Source organism: Pseudarthrobacter humi (assembly GCF_024294965.1).
GTDB lineage: Bacteria > Actinomycetota > Actinomycetes > Actinomycetales > Micrococcaceae > Arthrobacter > Arthrobacter humi.
The window spans coordinates 135,201-151,417 of sequence record NZ_JANCLV010000005.1; the positions used below are offsets into that span (position 1 = coordinate 135,201).

General features: G+C 66.6%; 20 protein-coding genes. 10 read left to right on the top strand and 10 right to left on the bottom strand.

From position 1 onward, the window contains the following. Positions 1-64: 64 nt before the first annotated feature. Positions 65-1,354 (top strand): zinc metallochaperone AztD, encoded by a 1,290-nt coding sequence (gene aztD, locus NFC73_RS09555; RefSeq protein ID WP_254749624.1) that lies wholly within the window; start codon positions 65-67, stop codon positions 1,352-1,354. 96 nt (positions 1,355-1,450) lie between these two features. Here aztD and NFC73_RS09560 read toward each other — a convergent pair whose 3' ends face one another. Then, on the bottom strand, positions 1,451-1,885 hold the full coding sequence (locus NFC73_RS09560) for a DoxX family protein (protein WP_254749626.1): 435 nt from the start codon (positions 1,883-1,885) through the stop codon (positions 1,451-1,453). A 128-nt stretch (positions 1,886-2,013) separates the two neighbouring features. Between NFC73_RS09560 and NFC73_RS09565 the strand changes: the two genes are divergently transcribed. From NFC73_RS09565 to NFC73_RS09575, 3 genes are all read left to right on the top strand, one after another. Beyond that, positions 2,014-3,366 (top strand): MATE family efflux transporter, encoded by a 1,353-nt coding sequence (locus tag NFC73_RS09565; RefSeq protein ID WP_254749628.1) that lies wholly within the window; start codon positions 2,014-2,016, stop codon positions 3,364-3,366. Positions 3,367-3,391: 25 nt separating this feature from the next. Next, positions 3,392-3,982, top strand: a complete 591-nt coding sequence (locus tag NFC73_RS09570; RefSeq protein ID WP_254749630.1) for a hypothetical protein — start codon at positions 3,392-3,394, stop codon at positions 3,980-3,982. Positions 3,983-4,085: 103 nt separating this feature from the next. Beyond that, entirely contained in the window at positions 4,086-4,457 is a 372-nt protein-coding gene (locus tag NFC73_RS09575) for a hypothetical protein (RefSeq protein ID WP_254749632.1), read from the top strand. Here NFC73_RS09575 and NFC73_RS09580 read toward each other — a convergent pair. Next, positions 4,454-4,999 (bottom strand): CGNR zinc finger domain-containing protein, encoded by a 546-nt coding sequence (locus NFC73_RS09580; RefSeq protein WP_254749634.1) that lies wholly within the window; start codon positions 4,997-4,999, stop codon positions 4,454-4,456. The two genes, NFC73_RS09575 and NFC73_RS09580, sit on opposite strands and share 4 nt — an antisense overlap. Positions 5,000-5,070: 71 nt before the next feature. Here NFC73_RS09580 and NFC73_RS09585 point away from each other — a divergent pair, with 71 nt between their 5' ends. Beyond that, positions 5,071-6,075 (top strand): EamA family transporter, encoded by a 1,005-nt coding sequence (locus NFC73_RS09585; RefSeq protein ID WP_254749636.1) that lies wholly within the window; start codon positions 5,071-5,073, stop codon positions 6,073-6,075. A 79-nt stretch (positions 6,076-6,154) separates the two neighbouring features. Here NFC73_RS09585 and NFC73_RS09590 read toward each other — a convergent pair whose 3' ends face one another. Beyond that, positions 6,155-6,418: a WXG100 family type VII secretion target gene (locus NFC73_RS09590; RefSeq protein ID WP_254749638.1), complete on the bottom strand. Its 264-nt coding sequence runs from the start codon at positions 6,416-6,418 to the stop codon at positions 6,155-6,157. A 177-nt stretch (positions 6,419-6,595) separates the two neighbouring features. On the opposite strand from NFC73_RS09590, the gene NFC73_RS09595 reads away from it, so the two are divergent. Then, complete coding sequence (locus NFC73_RS09595; RefSeq protein WP_254749640.1) at positions 6,596-6,868, top strand: DUF2277 domain-containing protein; 273 nt, start codon at positions 6,596-6,598, stop codon at positions 6,866-6,868. Between the two features lie 25 nt (positions 6,869-6,893). Here the strand turns inward: NFC73_RS09595 and NFC73_RS09600 are convergent, their stop codons facing one another. From NFC73_RS09600 to NFC73_RS09625, 6 genes are all read right to left on the bottom strand, one after another. Further along, positions 6,894-9,341: a heavy metal translocating P-type ATPase gene (locus tag NFC73_RS09600; protein WP_254749642.1), complete on the bottom strand. Its 2,448-nt coding sequence runs from the start codon at positions 9,339-9,341 to the stop codon at positions 6,894-6,896. 24 nt (positions 9,342-9,365) lie between these two features. Continuing rightward, the gene (locus NFC73_RS09605) at positions 9,366-9,596 is read right to left on the bottom strand and encodes a heavy-metal-associated domain-containing protein (RefSeq protein WP_058930688.1); all 231 of its coding nucleotides are present in this window, start codon (positions 9,594-9,596) and stop codon (positions 9,366-9,368) included. Positions 9,597-9,666: 70 nt separating this feature from the next. Next, positions 9,667-10,014, bottom strand: coding sequence for a metal-sensitive transcriptional regulator (locus NFC73_RS09610; RefSeq protein WP_254749644.1), 348 nt, complete (start codon positions 10,012-10,014; stop codon positions 9,667-9,669). A gap of 306 nt (positions 10,015-10,320) precedes the next feature. Further along, the gene (locus tag NFC73_RS09615; RefSeq protein WP_254749646.1) at positions 10,321-10,839 is read right to left on the bottom strand and encodes a universal stress protein; all 519 of its coding nucleotides are present in this window, start codon (positions 10,837-10,839) and stop codon (positions 10,321-10,323) included. A gap of 71 nt (positions 10,840-10,910) precedes the next feature. After that, positions 10,911-11,675, bottom strand: coding sequence for a class F sortase (locus NFC73_RS09620; RefSeq protein WP_254749648.1), 765 nt, complete (start codon positions 11,673-11,675; stop codon positions 10,911-10,913). A gap of 133 nt (positions 11,676-11,808) precedes the next feature. Next, the gene (locus NFC73_RS09625; RefSeq protein WP_254749650.1) at positions 11,809-12,450 is read right to left on the bottom strand and encodes a hypothetical protein; all 642 of its coding nucleotides are present in this window, start codon (positions 12,448-12,450) and stop codon (positions 11,809-11,811) included. Positions 12,451-12,730: 280 nt separating this feature from the next. On the opposite strand from NFC73_RS09625, the gene NFC73_RS09630 reads away from it, so the two are divergent. The 3 genes from NFC73_RS09630 (at position 12,731) to NFC73_RS09640 (ending at position 14,473) form a co-directional block, all read left to right on the top strand. Then, the gene (locus NFC73_RS09630) at positions 12,731-12,931 is read left to right on the top strand and encodes a hypothetical protein (protein ID WP_254749881.1); all 201 of its coding nucleotides are present in this window, start codon (positions 12,731-12,733) and stop codon (positions 12,929-12,931) included. Positions 12,932-13,056: 125 nt separating this feature from the next. Next, entirely contained in the window at positions 13,057-14,193 is a 1,137-nt protein-coding gene (locus NFC73_RS09635; RefSeq protein WP_254749652.1) for a WD40/YVTN/BNR-like repeat-containing protein, read from the top strand. Then, the gene (locus NFC73_RS09640; RefSeq protein ID WP_254749654.1) at positions 14,186-14,473 is read left to right on the top strand and encodes a MoaD/ThiS family protein; all 288 of its coding nucleotides are present in this window, start codon (positions 14,186-14,188) and stop codon (positions 14,471-14,473) included. The genes NFC73_RS09635 and NFC73_RS09640 overlap by 8 nt, the downstream gene beginning before the upstream one ends. Positions 14,474-14,610: 137 nt before the next feature. On the opposite strand, the gene NFC73_RS09645 is transcribed toward NFC73_RS09640, so the two are convergent. Continuing rightward, complete coding sequence (locus NFC73_RS09645) at positions 14,611-14,847, bottom strand: hypothetical protein (protein ID WP_056341782.1); 237 nt, start codon at positions 14,845-14,847, stop codon at positions 14,611-14,613. A gap of 240 nt (positions 14,848-15,087) precedes the next feature. Between NFC73_RS09645 and NFC73_RS09650 the strand changes: the two genes are divergently transcribed. Beyond that, positions 15,088-16,176 (top strand): ATP-dependent DNA ligase, encoded by a 1,089-nt coding sequence (locus tag NFC73_RS09650; protein WP_254749656.1) that lies wholly within the window; start codon positions 15,088-15,090, stop codon positions 16,174-16,176. Positions 16,177-16,217: the final 41 nt, after the last annotated feature.

Sequence of the window (16,217 nt, forward strand, 5' to 3'; positions counted from 1 at the left end):
TGCGTCTCTATTGATAATGATTATTGTTAGCGATATGATAAAAACTCACTCACATCCCGGCCATATGCGCACTTATCCCCAGCAGCTCCCGGCAGTTCTCGCGGTTTCGGCACTGCTCCTCACGGCATGCGGGGCTGCTCCGGGCGCGGGCTCCGGACCGTCGCAGGGCGCAGGCCCTGACTCGGCCGGCGCTTCCGCCGCAGCGGGGCAGGCGAAGGAAGGCCGGGCCCCCACTCCTAGGCTGGTCTTGACCCACGACGCGGGCATTACGGTTCTTGATGCGAAGACGCTGAAGCCCGTGGAGGAAGTGCCGCTGGAAGGCTTCAACCGCCTCAGCCCGGCGGGCGACGGCCGCCACGTTCTGGTGGCCACCGGAGATTCCTTCCGCGTCTTCGATGCCGGTGTGTGGACCGAGGCGCACGGCGACCATGGGCACTCCTATGCCGCCGCACCTCGGCTGACGGACCGGGCCTTCAACGCCAGCAAGGCCGGCCACGTAGTCAGCCACGCCGGGAAGACAGTGCTGTTCAATGACGGTTCAGGGAAGGTGGAGGTCTTTGATCCGGCCGCGCTGACTGACGCACTCAAGGCCGGCCTGCCCGAGACCAGCACCTACACCACACCCGAAGCACACCACGGCGTCGCCGTCGCGTTGGAGGATGGGAAGCTGCTGGTCACCCTCGGGAACGAGGAAGGCCGCACTGGCCTGGCGCTGCTGAGCGCGCCGGGAAATGGTGGCGGGCAGGGACGCGGTGAACTGCTCCGCAACGAGGAGTGCCCCGGCGTGCATGGTGAGGCGGTGGCGGGCCATGAATCCGTGGTGGTGGGCTGTGAGGACGGCATGCTGGTCTACCGCGACGGCGCCTTCACCAAGGTTGCAAGCCCTGACCCGTACGGCCGCATGGGCAACCAGGCCGGAAGCCACGAATCTCCCGTGATCCTCGGCGATTACAAGGTGGACAGGGACGCCGACCTGGAGCGGCCCACCCGGATCTCGCTGGTCAACACCGACACCGGGACGCTGCAGCTGGTGGATCTGGGCGCCAGCTATTCCTTCCGTTCCTTGGGCCGCGGTCCGGGCGGGGAGGCTCTGGTGCTGGGCACGGACGGGGCGCTTCATGTGATTGATCCGACGACGGGCGAGGAGACCACTGCCATTTCCGTGGTTGGCGCCTGGACGGAGCCGGATGCCTGGCAGGATCCCCGCCCAACCCTGTTTGTCCAGGGTTCAACCGCCTACGTCACAGAGCCGGCGGCTTCCAGGATCCATGCCGTGGATCTCAAAACCGGGAAAATCATCAAAACCGCGGACCTGGACCGCGTGCCCAACGAACTGACCGGGGTGACCGGCTGACGCTCCTGCCATTGCCAAGACGTTAAGCGCCCGACGGCGGACCCGCACCTGGGTGCCTGTCCGCCGTCGGGCGTTGCTCGTTGAAGAGGAGTCCGCTTAGGCGAGAACTGCCAGTTTGGAGCCCTTACGGCCGAACAGGACGCGGTCCACGGAGACGCGGCCGGCTCCGGTGAGTGCGAGTGCCAGGGCGGCAGAGCCCAGGAGCAGCACCAGTTCGTACCCGCCCTTGTCGGCGAAGACTCCTGCCGAGGCATGGACCAGGAAGAAGGCACCGATCATATTGACGGCCAGCAGGGCGGCCACCACGCGGGTGAGTACGCCCAGGATGAGGGCAATGCCGCCAGCCAGTTCGAGGCCTGCGACGAAGGGCGCTGACACGCTGGCTGCCGGAACGCCCATCTGGGTGAACGCGGCCTGGGTGCCGGCGATGGTCCATTCGGTGAACTTCTGCCAGCCGTGGGCGGCGAAGAGGAAGCCGAGGGCGACGCGCAGGACGGTGATGGCGGTGGTGGTGAGGCGTGACTGATTCATGAATCGAGTCTCTCTGACAATTGGTTGAAGTGTCAACTAATGGCCCGCCATTGTGTCCCTTGTCATGACTTCCGGCGTCACGGAAGCGAAGCGGCCACGCGGGCGGTGCCGGCCGTTAGGCTGAAACCGTGCCCAATCAATCCGCCCCCGCTGTCATCCAGCGTCCCGCCAGCCATGCCCGGGAAATCCTGCGGCTCGCCGTGCCGGCGTTCGGCGCACTGATCGCCGAACCGCTGTTCCTGCTCGCGGATTCGGCCATTGTGGGCCATCTCGGCGTGGCCCAGCTGGCCGGGGTGGGGCTCGCCTCCGCCGTGCTGCACACCGCCGTCGGCCTGATGGTTTTCCTCGCCTACTCCACCACCCCTGCGGTGGCCCGCGCGATGGGACACGGCCAGCTGGGCAAGGCACTCGCCGCAGGGCGCGACGGCGTCTGGCTGGCACTTCTGCTGGGCGTGATCCTGGCGGTGGCCGGTTTCTGGGCTGCTGAACCGCTGGTGTCCCTGATGGGGGCGGCGGGTGAGGTGCACTCCTTCGCCGTTGACTATCTCCGCTGGTCCATGCCCGGCCTGGTGGCCATGCTGCTCATCTTCGCGGGCACCGGCGTCCTGCGCGGATTGCAGGACACCAGGACGCCGCTGCTCGTGGCCACCGCAGGCTTTGCCCTGAATGTTGTCCTTAACCTGTGGCTGGTCTACGGGCTGGACTGGTCCGTTGCGGGTTCAGCGGCAGGCACCAGCGTGGCGCAGTGGGCCATGGCGGCCGTCTATCTGGTGATGGTCCAGCGAAATGCCGCCCGGCACGGCATCCGCCTGTGGCCCGACTGGAGCGGCATCCGCGCAATGACCCGGGTCGGTTCGTGGCTGATGCTCCGCACCTTGAGCCTGCGCATCGCCATCCTGGCCACGGTTTTTGTGGTCACGGGGCAAGGTGCCGTCAACCTGGCGGCACACCAGCTGGCCATGACCATCTTCTCGTTCCTCGCCTTTGCCCTCGATGCCCTTGCCATCGCCGCCCAGGCCCTGATCGGCAAGGAACTGGGCGCCTCCAACGCCGCCAGGGCGCGGCACCTGACCCGGACCATGATCCGCTGGGGCATCGGATTCGGCGTGGCCACGGGAGTCCTGCTGGCCGTCGCCGCGCCCTGGGCAGGGGGGCTGTTCACTTCCGACGCCGGCGTCCAGTCCGTGCTGACCTACGCCCTGTGGATCCTGGCCGCCGGGCAGCCTCTTGCCGGTTATGTTTTTGTCCTGGACGGCGTGCTGATCGGCGCCGGAGACGCCAGGTACCTGGCGCTGGCGGGCGTGGCCAACCTCGCTGTCTACGTCCCCCTGCTCGTTGCCGTTGCAGTCTCCGGCCTGTCCGCCGCTGCAGGCCTCGTGTGGTTGTGGGCCGCCTTTGCGCTGGGGTATATGGCCGCCCGGGCGCTGACGCTGGGCCTGCGCGCCCGGTCGGACCACTGGATGGTGCTGGGTTCGCCATAGGGCCGGCGGCCACTAAACTGGACCGGTGAACCAACCACTGACGCCCACAGATGCTCCCGCCGGCACCGCCCAGCAGGCAGACCTGTGGAAGCCGGTACTGCTCCGGGCCGTTGCCGCACTGGTGTTCGGCGCCGTGACCATTTTCTGGGCCGGACCGTCGGTCCAGGTCATGGGCTGGGCGGGCGGGCTGTATCTGCTGGCCACGGGACTGCTGCTGCTCTGGGCCATCCCGAAGACCGGCTACGCGCGTGACGGCATGCCCGGCAAGATCCTCTCCGCCGCAGGGGCAGCCCTGGCAGGCGCCGGTGTTGCCCTGGTGCTGCTTCACGGGGACCGCGTCTTCGGCGTCGTCGCGGCAGTGGGACTTGGCCTGGCCGGAGCCGTGGAGCTGTACTGCGGCCTCACGTATCGCGGCCGGCACGTGCTGGCCCGCGACTGGCTGGCCTCGGGCATCATCGGCCTTGGTACCGCGGCGATCCTGCCCTTCTTCATCAGCCTCGGGGCCCATGCCCTGCTGGGCGTTGCCGGCGGCGGAGCCATCATCTCCGGTGTGCTGTGGGTCCTGTCGGGGCTGAGTCTAAGGCACGATTCCCGGCCCGCCTCCGCGAAGCCGTAAACTAGAAGCGAACGGTTCTACCCGGCGTAGAAAACGCGCCCGGAACAACCCCACACATTCGAACCAGCACGCCCTTCGGCATGGCTGTAGGAGAGGAACTACCTTGGCAGACCAGAAACCAGGAAAACCGCGCAAGCTGCGGACCTCGGTGAAGGGGCCGCTGATGTTCTCTGCGTTCTGGGCCGTCCTCGCCTTCGTTACGGTGCTGATCTTCGCCTCCGGCGGCAGCGCGAAGACCCCGCGGTTCGACCTCGCCTTCACGGGCGCCGGCATCGCGTTCATCGTCACGCTGGTGATCGCGGCCATGCTGGCCATGAGCCACAAGGAGAACTCCGAACACCTGGGCAAGGGATCCGGCGTCAACCTGAGTTCAGCCCGGAAACCGTCGCACGGATTCGGGGGACATGGCCCCAGCCAGACCGGCGGCGCCCCTGAGGCTCCGGACGCTGACGGTACCGGCTCCAGCCACTCCTAGCGAACGGTAGCCTGCCGCGCGCGGTACGCTGCCACGTGCGCGCGGTTGGCGCAGTTCCCGGTATCGCAGTACCGTTTCGACCGGTTGCGGCTGAGGTCCAGGACCACGGCGTCGCAGTCCTCTGCCTCGCACACCAGCATGCGGTCCATTTCCTTGCTCCGGATGACGTCCGCCAGGGCCATGGCGGCTTCGGTGCCCATGCGCTCTGCCAGCGGTGCGTCCCTGGCAGTGGCGTGCAGATGCCAGTCCCACTCATCGTGTTTCATCAGCTGGGGCAGGGCGTTGGCCTCGCGCAACAGGCGGTTGACGCCCGCCACAGCAGCGTCTTCGTCTGCCGTCCAGAGGGCGGCAAGCCGCCCGCGCAGGTCGTGGACACTCGACAGCTCCGCCGCATCGCCGGCGCGGGATCCGCTGAACCCTTCGGAGCGGAGGAAGTCATCCAGCTCCGCCACCGTGGCGAGTAATTCGCGTCCGTTGGCCGCCGTGTTGATCAGGTTGACCACGGTTCGCAGGGCTATTTCGGTGTCAGGGGCAAAGACCATCTTGACTCCTTACTGGGAGCGGGCGTAATGTCAGGACCATTACCCCACTTTACTCCTGACAGGAGGCGTCGGTGACTGCCGCCCCTAACCCCGCAGCCGCGGGCGGATTCCTTGGCTCCGGTCTTGGAATCGCATTGTTCTCTTCTGCCGTCTTCGGGCTCTCCGGCTCCTTCGCCAAGGCGCTCCTGGAAACCGGCTGGTCTCCGGGCGCTGCCGTAACAGCCCGCCTGACCGGTGCCGCCCTGATTCTCGCCGTTCCTGCCGTTCTGGCCTTACGGGGACGGTGGTACCAGCTGCGCGACAACTGGGTCACCATCGGTCTTTTCGGCCTGATCGGCGTTGCCGCGTGCCAGCTGTTCTACTTCAACGCGGTGGCCCGCCTTTCGGTCGGAGTGGCCCTGCTCCTGGAGTACTTGGCCCCGGTGCTCATTGTTCTCTGGCTCTGGGCCGCCAGCAGGAAGCGGCCGCAGGCGCTGACCTTCGGCGGAACAGTGCTCTCGCTCGGCGGCCTGATCCTGGTGCTGGACCTCACCGGAACGGTCAGGATCGACATCGTCGGAGTCCTGTGGGGGATGGCCGCTGCCGTATGCCTTGCCATCTACTTCTTCATCACGGCCAAGGAAAATGATTCCCTGCCACCCATCGTCCTGGCATCCGCCGGGCTGCTGGTGGGGGCGGCCGTTATGTGGCTGGCGGCCGCCACGGGACTTCTCCCCATGAACTTCAGCACCGTGGATACCAAGCTTGGCCCCTGGGTCACGCCCTGGTGGGTCTCCCTGGGTGGCCTGATCATCATGGCAACGGTCCTGGCGTACGTTTCCGGCATTGTCGCTGCCCGGGCGCTTGGCTCCAAGGTGGCGTCCTTCGTCTCGCTGACAGAGGTGCTGTTCGCCGTGATCTGGGCCTGGCTGCTTCTTGGTGAGCTTCCCGGTGCCATCCAACTCCTGGGCGGGGCCCTCATTGTGGGCGGCGTGGTCCTGGTACGGCTGGACGAGCTACGCTCCGGGACGGCCGCTGGTGTTGCCGGGACGCCCGCCCCGCTGGACCACGCGAACGACGTCGAACCTGTGCCCTGAGTGCCCGGCGACCCTGTTAATGCAGAGGGGGCCCGGACACTGTGAAAGTGTCCGGGCCCTCGCAGTAGGGCTTCTGCTGTTAGCGTGAAGCCTGGTCCTGCTCGTTGGCGTTCTTGGTGGCCTTCTGACCGGCATCCTTCAGCGCCTGGATGACCTGGTTCAGCGCCGCGGTGTGCGTGCCTGACCATTCGCCACGGAAGTGTTCGGCGTCCGGGCCCTTCCAGTTGGTGCTGTCCAGCACACGGGTCAGGTTTGACCTCTGCTGCTCGATCTCGCCGGCACCGGCCTGCAGCTTGCTGCCAAGAGTCCTGAGCTGCTCTACATCTGCGCCCCACATAGCCATCAGTTTCTCCTCGTTAGTCTTGGATCCGATCCAGATCGGCATCCCCAGCGGCCCCCGGCTGATCCGGAAGATCCATTACCTAGAACCTATCCCGGCCCCAAAACACTGTCGATGGGCACCGCTGCCCATGCAGGGCTGGGGGTCGATCCGAGGCGTTCCAGAGCCTAGCATGGGCATATGTGCCGGAACATCCGAACCCTCCACAATTTCGAACCCCATGCCACCTCTGAGGAAGTGCATGCCGCCGCGCTGCAGTATGTGCGCAAGGTCAGCGGCAGCACCAAGCCGTCCAAGGCCAACGAGGACGCCTTCGAAGCGGCGGTGCACGAGATCGCCCACATCACCCAACACCTGCTGGATTCGCTGGTCACCCACGCTCCCGCTAAGCACCGGGACGAAGAGGCCGCCAAGGCAAGGGCCCGCGCGGCCGTGCGGTTCGGCACCACCTGAGCCGCGCGACCCCTCAAAGAGCTGCCTACTTGCCGAAGCTGCGCAGCCGGAGCGAGTTGGCCACCACCAGGACGGAACTCGCCGCCATCGCGGCCCCGGCAATCATCGGGTTTAGAAGGCCCAGGGCGGCCACGGGAATGCCGACGGCGTTATAGAAGAACGCCCAGAACAGGTTGGTCTTGATGGTGGCCAGCGTACGCCGGGACAATTCGATGGCCTGTGCCACCTGGCCCAGGTCGTTTCCCATGACGGTGAGGTCCGCCGCCTCGATGGCCACATCCGTACCGGATCCCATGGCGATGCCCAGGTCAGCCTGGGCCAGCGCGGCGGCGTCATTCACGCCGTCGCCGGCCATCGCCACAATGGCCCCGCCCGCCTGGAGCCGACGGACGGCGTCCACCTTCCCGGCAGGCAGGACACCTGCAAAAACATCGTCAGGGGAAATGCCGACGGCGGCAGCGACCTGCGCGGCCACCGCGGCGTTGTCCCCGGTCAGCAGGATGGGGCGCAGCCCGAGCTTCTTCAGCTTTGCCACTGCCTCCGCGGATCCCGGCTTCACGGTGTCACGGAGGCTGATGATGCCGGCAGGGTTACCGTCCACCGTCACCCAGATGGCCGTGGCACCGGTGGCTTCCGCCGCGGCCAGCGCCTCCAGCTGCGCCCCGGAAGGGCGGACGCCGTTCTCCGTGAGCCATCCGGTCCGGCCCGCCAGGACCACGCGCCCATCAACGGTTCCCACCACTCCGCCGCCGGGTGCCGAACGGAAGTGTTCGACGGCGGGAAGCCGCCCGCCGTCGTCGTTTGCGGTTTGCGCCTTAACCGCCGCGGCCGCGATGGCGTGGGCGATCGGGTGCTCCGATGCCGCCTCCACGGCGCCGGCGAACCGCAGCACGTCGGTGCCCAGGTAACCGTCAAACGCCACAGTGCTGCCCACGGCGAGCTTTCCGGTGGTGACGGTGCCGGTCTTGTCGAGCAGGATCGTGTCCACCGTCCGGGTGTCTTCGAGGACCTGCGGGCCCTTGATCAGGATGCCCAGCTGGGCTCCCCGGCCGGTACCGGTGAGCAGTCCCACCGGAGTGGCGAGGCCCAGGGCGCATGGGCACGCGATGACCAGGACGGTGACGGCGGCGGTAAAGGCGGCCCTGAGCTCGGCAGGGTCAATCACCGGGCCGCTGAACGCGAGCCACAGCCCAAACGTGACTACAGCGATGGCCAGCACAATCGGGACAAACACCGCGCTGATCCGGTCGGCGAGGCGGGCGATGGGGGCTTTGCCGGTCTGCGCCTGCGAGACCAGCCGGGCCATCTGGGCCAGCGTGGTTTCGGCGCCCACGCGGGTGGCCCGGACCAGCAAACGGCCGGAAGTGTTGATGGTGGCGCCGGTGACTTTGCTCCCGGGCTCCACCTCCACCGGAACGGATTCGCCGGTCAGCAGGGACGCGTCCACGGCTGAAACGCCGTCGATAACTTCACCGTCTGTGGCGATTTTTTCGCCGGGGCGGACCACCACGACGTCTCCTACGAGGAGCTGATCGGCGGGGACTTTATGTTCGGATCCGTGGTGCAGGATGGTGGCGTCCTTGGCGCCGAGGTTCAGCAGCGCTTTGAGGGCGTCGCCCGCTTTCTGCTTGGCGTTGGCTTCGAGGAACCGGCCCAGGAGCAGGAACGTGGTGACTACGGCGGCCACTTCGAAGTAGAGGCCGGCGGACTCCATCCCCTCCATGGCCGGGTGCTCTGTCATCCGGGGATCCAGGACCAGTTGCCAGAGGCTGAACAGGTAGGCGGCGGCGACGCCGATCGACACCAGTGTGTCCATGGTGGACGCCAGGTGGCGCGCATTGACAGCCGCCGCGCGGTGGAAGGGCCAGGCCGCCCAGCTGACCACCGGAAGCGCCAAGGCCCCGGCTACCCAGCCCCAGTTGGGGAACTGCACGGCCGGAACCATCGAAATCGCGAGGACCGGGAGCGTCAGTATCGCGGCCACGATCAGGCGCGGGCGCAGCTGGGCCGAGGTTCCGCCGTGCTTCATGTGGTCGTGGGTGCCAGCGGTGCCTTCGTGGGTCGCGTGGTCACCTTCCGCGCCGCCACCGGCGACATGCTCTGCATGCTCGCTCGTGCCTCGCTTAGACGCATGCTGCCGCATGCCCCCGACGTCGCCGCTTGCGGGCGGCACGTCGAGCTCGTCGGCGTGGTGCTCGTCGGCGTGGGGGTGGCTTTGGCTCGGGTAGCGCGGGAGGCGGACCGTTGCTTTGTAGCCTGTGGCGTTTACTGTGTCCACTATTTGCTGGTCCGTGATGCCGGCCGGGACCGTGACGTGGGCGGATTCCAGCGGGAGGTTGACGGAGGCTTCGACGCCGTCGAGCTTGCCCAGCTTCTTTTCCACGCGGTTCACGCAGGAGGCGCAGGTCATGCCCTCAATATCCAGTTCAACCACCCGGCTTTGGGGCTGGTGCTGGAGATGGTCTGTACTCATGTGGGATCCCCCGATCGGACAGCGTTACGCGTCGTTGGCAACAACGAGGTAGCCGGCCTCGGCTACCGCTTCGCCGATCTCGGACGGCGACAGTTCCTGGCTTGAGGTTATGGTGACGGTGGAAATGCCGCCGGCGTTGAGTTCGACGTCGACCGTTTCAACCCCGGCGAGCGATTCAAGTTCCTCGCTGACGGACGAAACGCAGTGGCCGCAGGTCATGCCGGACACATTGACGGTGGTGGAGGTGGTGCTCATGGCTGGCTCCTTCAAAGGGGCCGGCGGTGGGCCGGCCGTGTCTGGGTGGCAGGTGGTTAGTGGTAGTTGGTCAGCGCAGGAGGCGGCCGATGGCCGCTGTGGCTTCCCTGACTTTGGCGTCTATGGCCTCAGTGCGACGGGCCGGATCGGGTTCCCCGGCGGCGCCCACGACGCAGTGGCCGATGTGCTCTTCCACGAGTCCCAGGCTCACGGCGTGCAGGGCTTTGGTGGCCGCGGCGACCTGGGTCAGGATGTCGATGCAGTATTTGTCCTCGTCCACCATCCGGGCGATCCCGCGGACCTGGCCCTCGATGCGCTTGAGCCTGCGCAGGTATGCCTCCTTGTTGGCGGTGTAGCCGTGCGGAGGCGCCGGGTCAGCGCCGGCGGGTGTGGTCAGGGTTTCCAGCGAAGGTTCCATGCCGCCAACATATACCCTATGGGGGTATTTTGCAAGTACCCCCAGGGGGTATCCATGCGGAGACGAGCGCGACGAGGTTGGGCGCGTGCGGCTCTGGGACGGCACAAAAAAGCTCCGGAGTGCGTTATTGGGGGATACGCACTCCGGAGCAGTATTTGGGCAGATTCACCCGGCCGCTGCGGCCGGATCCTTCTGCTTGAATTAGCTTACGTGCCAGTACAGCCCTCCGCTACCACCTCGAATAACTACTTTCGCTTTATTATTTCGGTCACCCGAAAACCGCCCCGGATGGGCGAGGCAGCCGGCTCAGGCATCGTCCTGATGCGCAGGCCTCCGGTAGGGAACCACCAGCACCGGCCGGCTCTGATGGTGCGTCAGCCAGAGTCCCACTGATCCGTTGAGCATCTCGGAGATCCGGTGGGTCAGGCCGCGCTCCGACGTTCCCACGATGATCATGGGGGAGTTGCTTTCCGCGGCGAGGCGGGCTAGGGCGCGGCCCGGATCCCCCGCCAGGGTCCGCAGCGTCCAGTCCACGGGGGTTGCCGGCGTGGCGGCGTCGGCCACGGCTTCCGCGATCACCCCCCTGAGTTCCGTGGTGACCGAGCGGATGTCGTCGTCGTCCTTGTCCGGGTGCAGCGACAGCCGGTGTGCGGACCTGGTGGGATCCCATTCCACCAGGTAGCTGGCCTCGTCGACATAGGCACACAGCAACGGCACGGCCAGTTTGGCCGCCAGCGCCGTGGCGGTCTTCAGCACTTCCGGGTGCTGATGGGGCAACACGCCCACCAGCAGCGGAGGCGGACCACTGAATCGTTCGGGACTCATAGGATCATTCTGTGCCTGTGCGGAGCCACTTGAACAGGGCCGACTTGAAGGGCCGACGGCACGTGGACGTGTCAGGCGGCAGCGGGCGACGCCGAGACAACCACGTTCTTGCCCCACGGATCTTCCGTGTAGCAGCTGATCAGGACCACACGGCTCGGCACCATGTCCCAGATGGGGCTGTCCTTGAGGCTGTCCTTGAAGTACGTGGTGACGCTGTCCACGCGGTAAGGGATGGTGCCGGTCGCGGTGACGACGTCGAAGGTGTCGCCGACGAGGGCAGCGGAGCTGAGGTGGTTGAACGGGGCGTCCCGGCCCTCCCAGCTGTGTCCGATGATGTACGTGGTGTTGCCCGACCCGTTGCCGGGAGTCCCGAACGGTGTCAGCCAGTACCCGTCCATGGTGGTGGGCGGCTCCACTGTCCGTGTGGCGACGGCCGAGGTGTCCGGTTCAAGGGGATGGACGGCCGTGTCGATTGCCGCAGCGGGATAGAGAATACGCAGGGGTGCGGAGGCTTCCGGCAAGACCGGGCCGGGGGTGGCGGCGTCTGGGGGAGGGGCTGTTGCCGTCTTTGGAGCTGCCCCCGGAGCTTCGCCCGTGCCGGACAGCGGCCAAGGAGCGGGCGACGGCGTGGCCCGGTATCGTGCCGACAGTTCCGCTGTGGGGACGGCGGCTTCCCCGTGCTTGAGCAGGGGTGCCCCGAAAGTGAGGGACAGGAAACCCAGGACTCCGCACAGCAGGATTGCCAGGTCTCCACGGTTCCATCCCCGCGCGCGCAGGACTTCCACGACACGCAGAACGCCGCGGCGGACGACGCGGGTGCTGGAGTGCTTGGACATGATGTTCCTTTGCGTTCGGACGCCTTGCGTTCAGCAGGTGGAGGGTGCGCCCGCTTTGAAATTGCGCCGAGGGCGTCCCGCCGGGTTTTGGCGGGACGCCCTCGGTAACAGACCCCGGAGGCTCTGGCGGGCGTCAGCCCGCCGTCGGCGATTCCGTCCGGGACTTGCGGCGCACTGCAACCACAGCGCTCGCACCTAGCAGGACGCCCAGACCGGCCAGCCAGGTAGTACTTTCCTCTGCTCCGCCGACGGCGGTTTGCGCGTTGAAGCCCTGGTTGGTGCCCTGGCTGACAGCGGCTGGAGCCTTGGCGACTGCGCCCTTCGGGGCGGCGGCCTGTGGCGCGGGCGTCTGCGCTGCCGGTGTGACCGCGCCTGCGACCGGTGTCTGCTGCACCACGACCGGCGGTACGACCGGCGGTACGACGACCGGCGGCACTACCGGCGGAACGACGACCGGCGGTACGACTGGCGGTACGACGACCGGCGGCACTACCGGCGGAACAACAACCGGCGGCAGCGTCGCAGCCGCGCAGTCATTTTCATAGTCCGCGATCCCTTGAGCGTCCCAGTTCAATCCGCCAGGCAGCAGCTCATTGGGCGGGATGATGTCCTTTGAGTGACCGCTATGGGCACCCAGGCCGTTCACCCCGCTAAGGTCAATGCTGATGGTCCTCCCCTTGTGGCAAAGAGTGAAGTTGTCTGCCGCGCTGGCCGGGGCCGTGACGCTGAGCATTGCCAGCCCCACAACTCCCAAAGTTGCGAATGTTCGTTTCATGGTTTTTCGTCTCCCCAGGTTTTCCGAAAGGACCATGGCGGCGAGGGAGAAGCGGCGGTTCTGAATGCCCCCAGCAGCATGATCAGTTTTGCTTGTGGCTTCAGGCTAGGGGCGCCGCACGGGCGCCGTCGCGAGTAGCGGGTACTCGTCTTTTTCCGCCTTTGACCTGCGGCGTTACCTGCATGTACGCGGAATCGGGAGCATTGCCAGGTTGTGGCCACCCTTGAACGAGGGCACGGCGGAGCCTAACGTTGAAGCATACGAAAGGTGCGTGACCGGCATGGAAATCTACATGTGGTGGCTGGATCTGGACCTGCAAACCAAGGAATGGCTGAGGGAAAACCTCCGTGCGCCGGAACTGCCGCTGCCGGTGCTGCAGGGCATCGCAGAAGCCGGCGGGCCGCATCCGGATACCCCGGTGGCGGTCCTCACCGAAGCCGACTGGGATTTCATCGAGACGCAGTCCGAATTCGTCGACTGACTGGACCTCCTTGGCGCCGCCGGCACGGCCGCGCCGGACCAGTACACCCGGAGCAGTCCCCTCGGACCAGTCCATATAGCGAAGATAGCGTTGCGGCCCTCCGGCCGGGGTGGTTGCATGGGTGCATGGCAACCCAAGAGAACTTTGTCTTAGCGATCGGGACCAAAAAAGGCCTCTGGCTGGCCACCAGCCCGGACCGGAAGCAATGGTCCTTCTCCGGCCCGCATTTCCTGATGAGCGAAATCCCGAGCATCGGGATCGACACACGGGACGGCCGTACCCGGATCATGGTGGGGGTCAGGTCCGAGCACTGGGGCCCCACTGTGGCCCACTCCGATGACCTGGGCGCCACCTGGACCGAACCTGAACAGGGCGCCATCACCTTTCCCGAAGACACCGGCGCGGCCGTGGAGCGCATCTGGCAGATCTACCCGGACGCAGAGTCGCGGCCAGGGGTGGTCTGGGCAGGTGCCGAACCGATTTCGGTCTGGAAATCCACCGATGGCGGCGAGCATTTCGAACTCAACCGCGGGCTATGGGACCACCCTCACCGCAGCGACTGGGGTGCGGGCTACGGCGGCGCCGCCGCCCACTCGATCGTGGTGAATCCGGCGGGGGACAACGTCCACGTCGCCATGAGCACCGGCGGTGTGTACCGCTCGCTCGACGGCGGTGAGTCCTGGGAACCCCGCAACAAAGGTATTTCGGCCTACTTCATGCCGGACCCCAATCCTGAGTTCGGCCAGTGCGTCCACAAGATCGCGGCGGATGCTGCGGTGGAAGGACGGCTGTACGCGCAGAACCATCACGGCGTCTACCGCACGGATGATAACGGCGAGAACTGGAACTCCATCGCCGAGGGACTTCCGGCCGACTTCGGTTTTGTGATGCTGACGCACCCGCGCCGGCAAGGAACCGCCTGGGTTGTGCCGCTCAAGGCCGACGGCGAGCGGATCCCGCCCGAAGGGAAGCTTGCCGTGCACCGAACGGACGATGCCGGGGCCACCTGGAAGCGCCTGGATACGGGCCTGCCCAAGGGGGAGTACAACAGCGTCCTCCGAGACGCCGCGGGCGTGGACTCGTCCGAGCCGGCCGGCGTCTACTTCGGAACGCGCGGCGGCACCGTGTACGCCAGCGCGGATGAAGGGGAGACGTTTGCTGAGGTTGTCAGCCATCTACCCGACGTCCTGTGTGTCCGCGCCGCCGTAGTCCCTGCGGCTGGACTGCCGGTTCCGGAAGCGGCAGCGGCCCGCGGTGCCTGACATCAGCGTGGTGCTACCCAGCGTCCTCCAGCCGCTGGCCGGCGGCCGGTCCATCCTGACTGCGCCCGCCGACGGGACGGTGACGGTGGGAAGCCTGCTGGATTCGGTGACCGGGGATTACCCGGTGCTGGCCAGGCGGCTGCGGGACGAAACCGGCGCACTTCGCCGCTACGTGAATATTTACGTTGCCGGTGACGAAGTGCGCCGGCTCCAGGGACTGGAAACCGAGGTGTCGCCCGGCCAGGAGGTGCTGGTCATCCAGTCGGTGGCCGGAGGTTAGGGCCGAAGTATCTCTCGGGCGGTCCGGCGGGCAGTCCTGACTGACTGCGCCCGCCGTCGTCGTGCAAGACTCCGGAATACAAGATTCGCGCGTGCAAGGTTCCGCAAGTGGTGCTGCGCCAGCGGCCCAAAACTCGGTCAGGCAATCCGCCAGACGCTGCATTCGTCCGTATTGATCGCTTTCCGCGAGCCGGTGTGATGGTCCATGATCCAGACAACGCCGATTCCCGGTGCTGTCTCCTGGACACGGCCACGGCGGATGACCACGTCGTCGTAGCTGGGGCCTACGGAGAGGCGGGCCTCGATTTCATCGCCGCGGTGGAGCTGGTCCAGGGCGCGGACTCTTGTTACATGGGCTTTGGCTTCCTTCAACATGGGGGGCCTCCTGGCTGGAGCTGGTGCCTGCGCTTGCCGGCACTTCCAGTGTGGCTGGGCTATGTTGCGCCCTGGTTTCCTCAACGTTAGGAGCCGGTTAGTTCTCCGCGATCGATTCGTTTCCGCCGGCACTACAGGATTCGGCGAATCCCGCATGTCAAACCCCGCTGCGGCCTTCAGTTGGGCATCGTGCCAGTTCAGGCCTACCGCCGGCGGGCCTCCCGGGCAAGAATGGGCACTATGCACCTTCCCGTGATGCCTCCCGTCCCGCCCATGCTCGCCAAGGCCGTCAGTGGAATCGGTGGTATCCCCGCAGGGGGTGCCCTCAGCTATGAGCCCAAGTGGGACGGGTTCCGGTCCATCATTTTCCGCGACGGCGATGAGCTGGAGATCGGCAGCCGCAACGAAAAGCCCATGACCAGGTATTTTCCTGAGCTCGTGGAAGCCCTGAAGGAAAACCTGCCGCCCCGCTGTGTGCTGGACGGCGAGATTGTCCTGGTGGGGGCCTCCGGTGACCGGCTCGATTTCGATGCCCTGCAGCAGCGCATCCATCCTGCCGCCAGCCGCGTCAAGCTCCTCGCCGAACAGACCCCCGCCAAGTTTGTGGCCTTTGACCTGCTGGCCCTGGGCGACGACGACTACACCGGCCGGCCCTTCGCGGAACGGCGGGCAGCGCTGGAAAAGGCGCTCGCGGGCAGCAAGGCTCCCGTCCACCTCACGGCGGCGACCCAGGACAAGGCCGCCGCCGAGCAATGGTTCCAGCAGTTCGAAGGTGCAGGCCTGGACGGGATTGTGGCCAAGCCGCTGGAGGGGAGCTACCAGCCGGACAAACGCGTGATGTTCAAGGTCAAGCACGAACGTACGGCCGATTGTGTGGTGGCCGGCTACCGCGTGCACAAGAGCGGACCGGACGCGATCGGTTCGTTGCTGCTGGGCCTGTACAAGGACGACGGCGGCCTGGCCAGCGTGGGCGTGATCGGCGCCTTCCCCATGAAGCGCCGGCAGGAGCTGTTCAAGGAACTCCAGACGCTGGTCACGGACTTCGATGGACACCCCTGGGCCTGGGCCAAGCAGGCGGACGGCGAACGGACCCCCCGCAATGCGGAAGGCAGCCGGTGGAGCGCCGGCAAGGACCTGTCCTTTGTGCCACTCCGGCCCGAACTGGTGGTGGAGGTCAGGTACGACCACATGGAGGGTGAGCGCTTCCGCCACACCGCCCAGTTCAACCGCTGGCGGCCCGACCGGGACCCCGAGTCGTGCACTTACGCCCAGCTGGAGGAGCCGGTGAACTTTGACCTGGCGTCGGTGCTGGAGACCGGCCGGCCGTAGGCGCCCAGTTCACACTGGGCACCCAACCCGCCGCCCGCCGA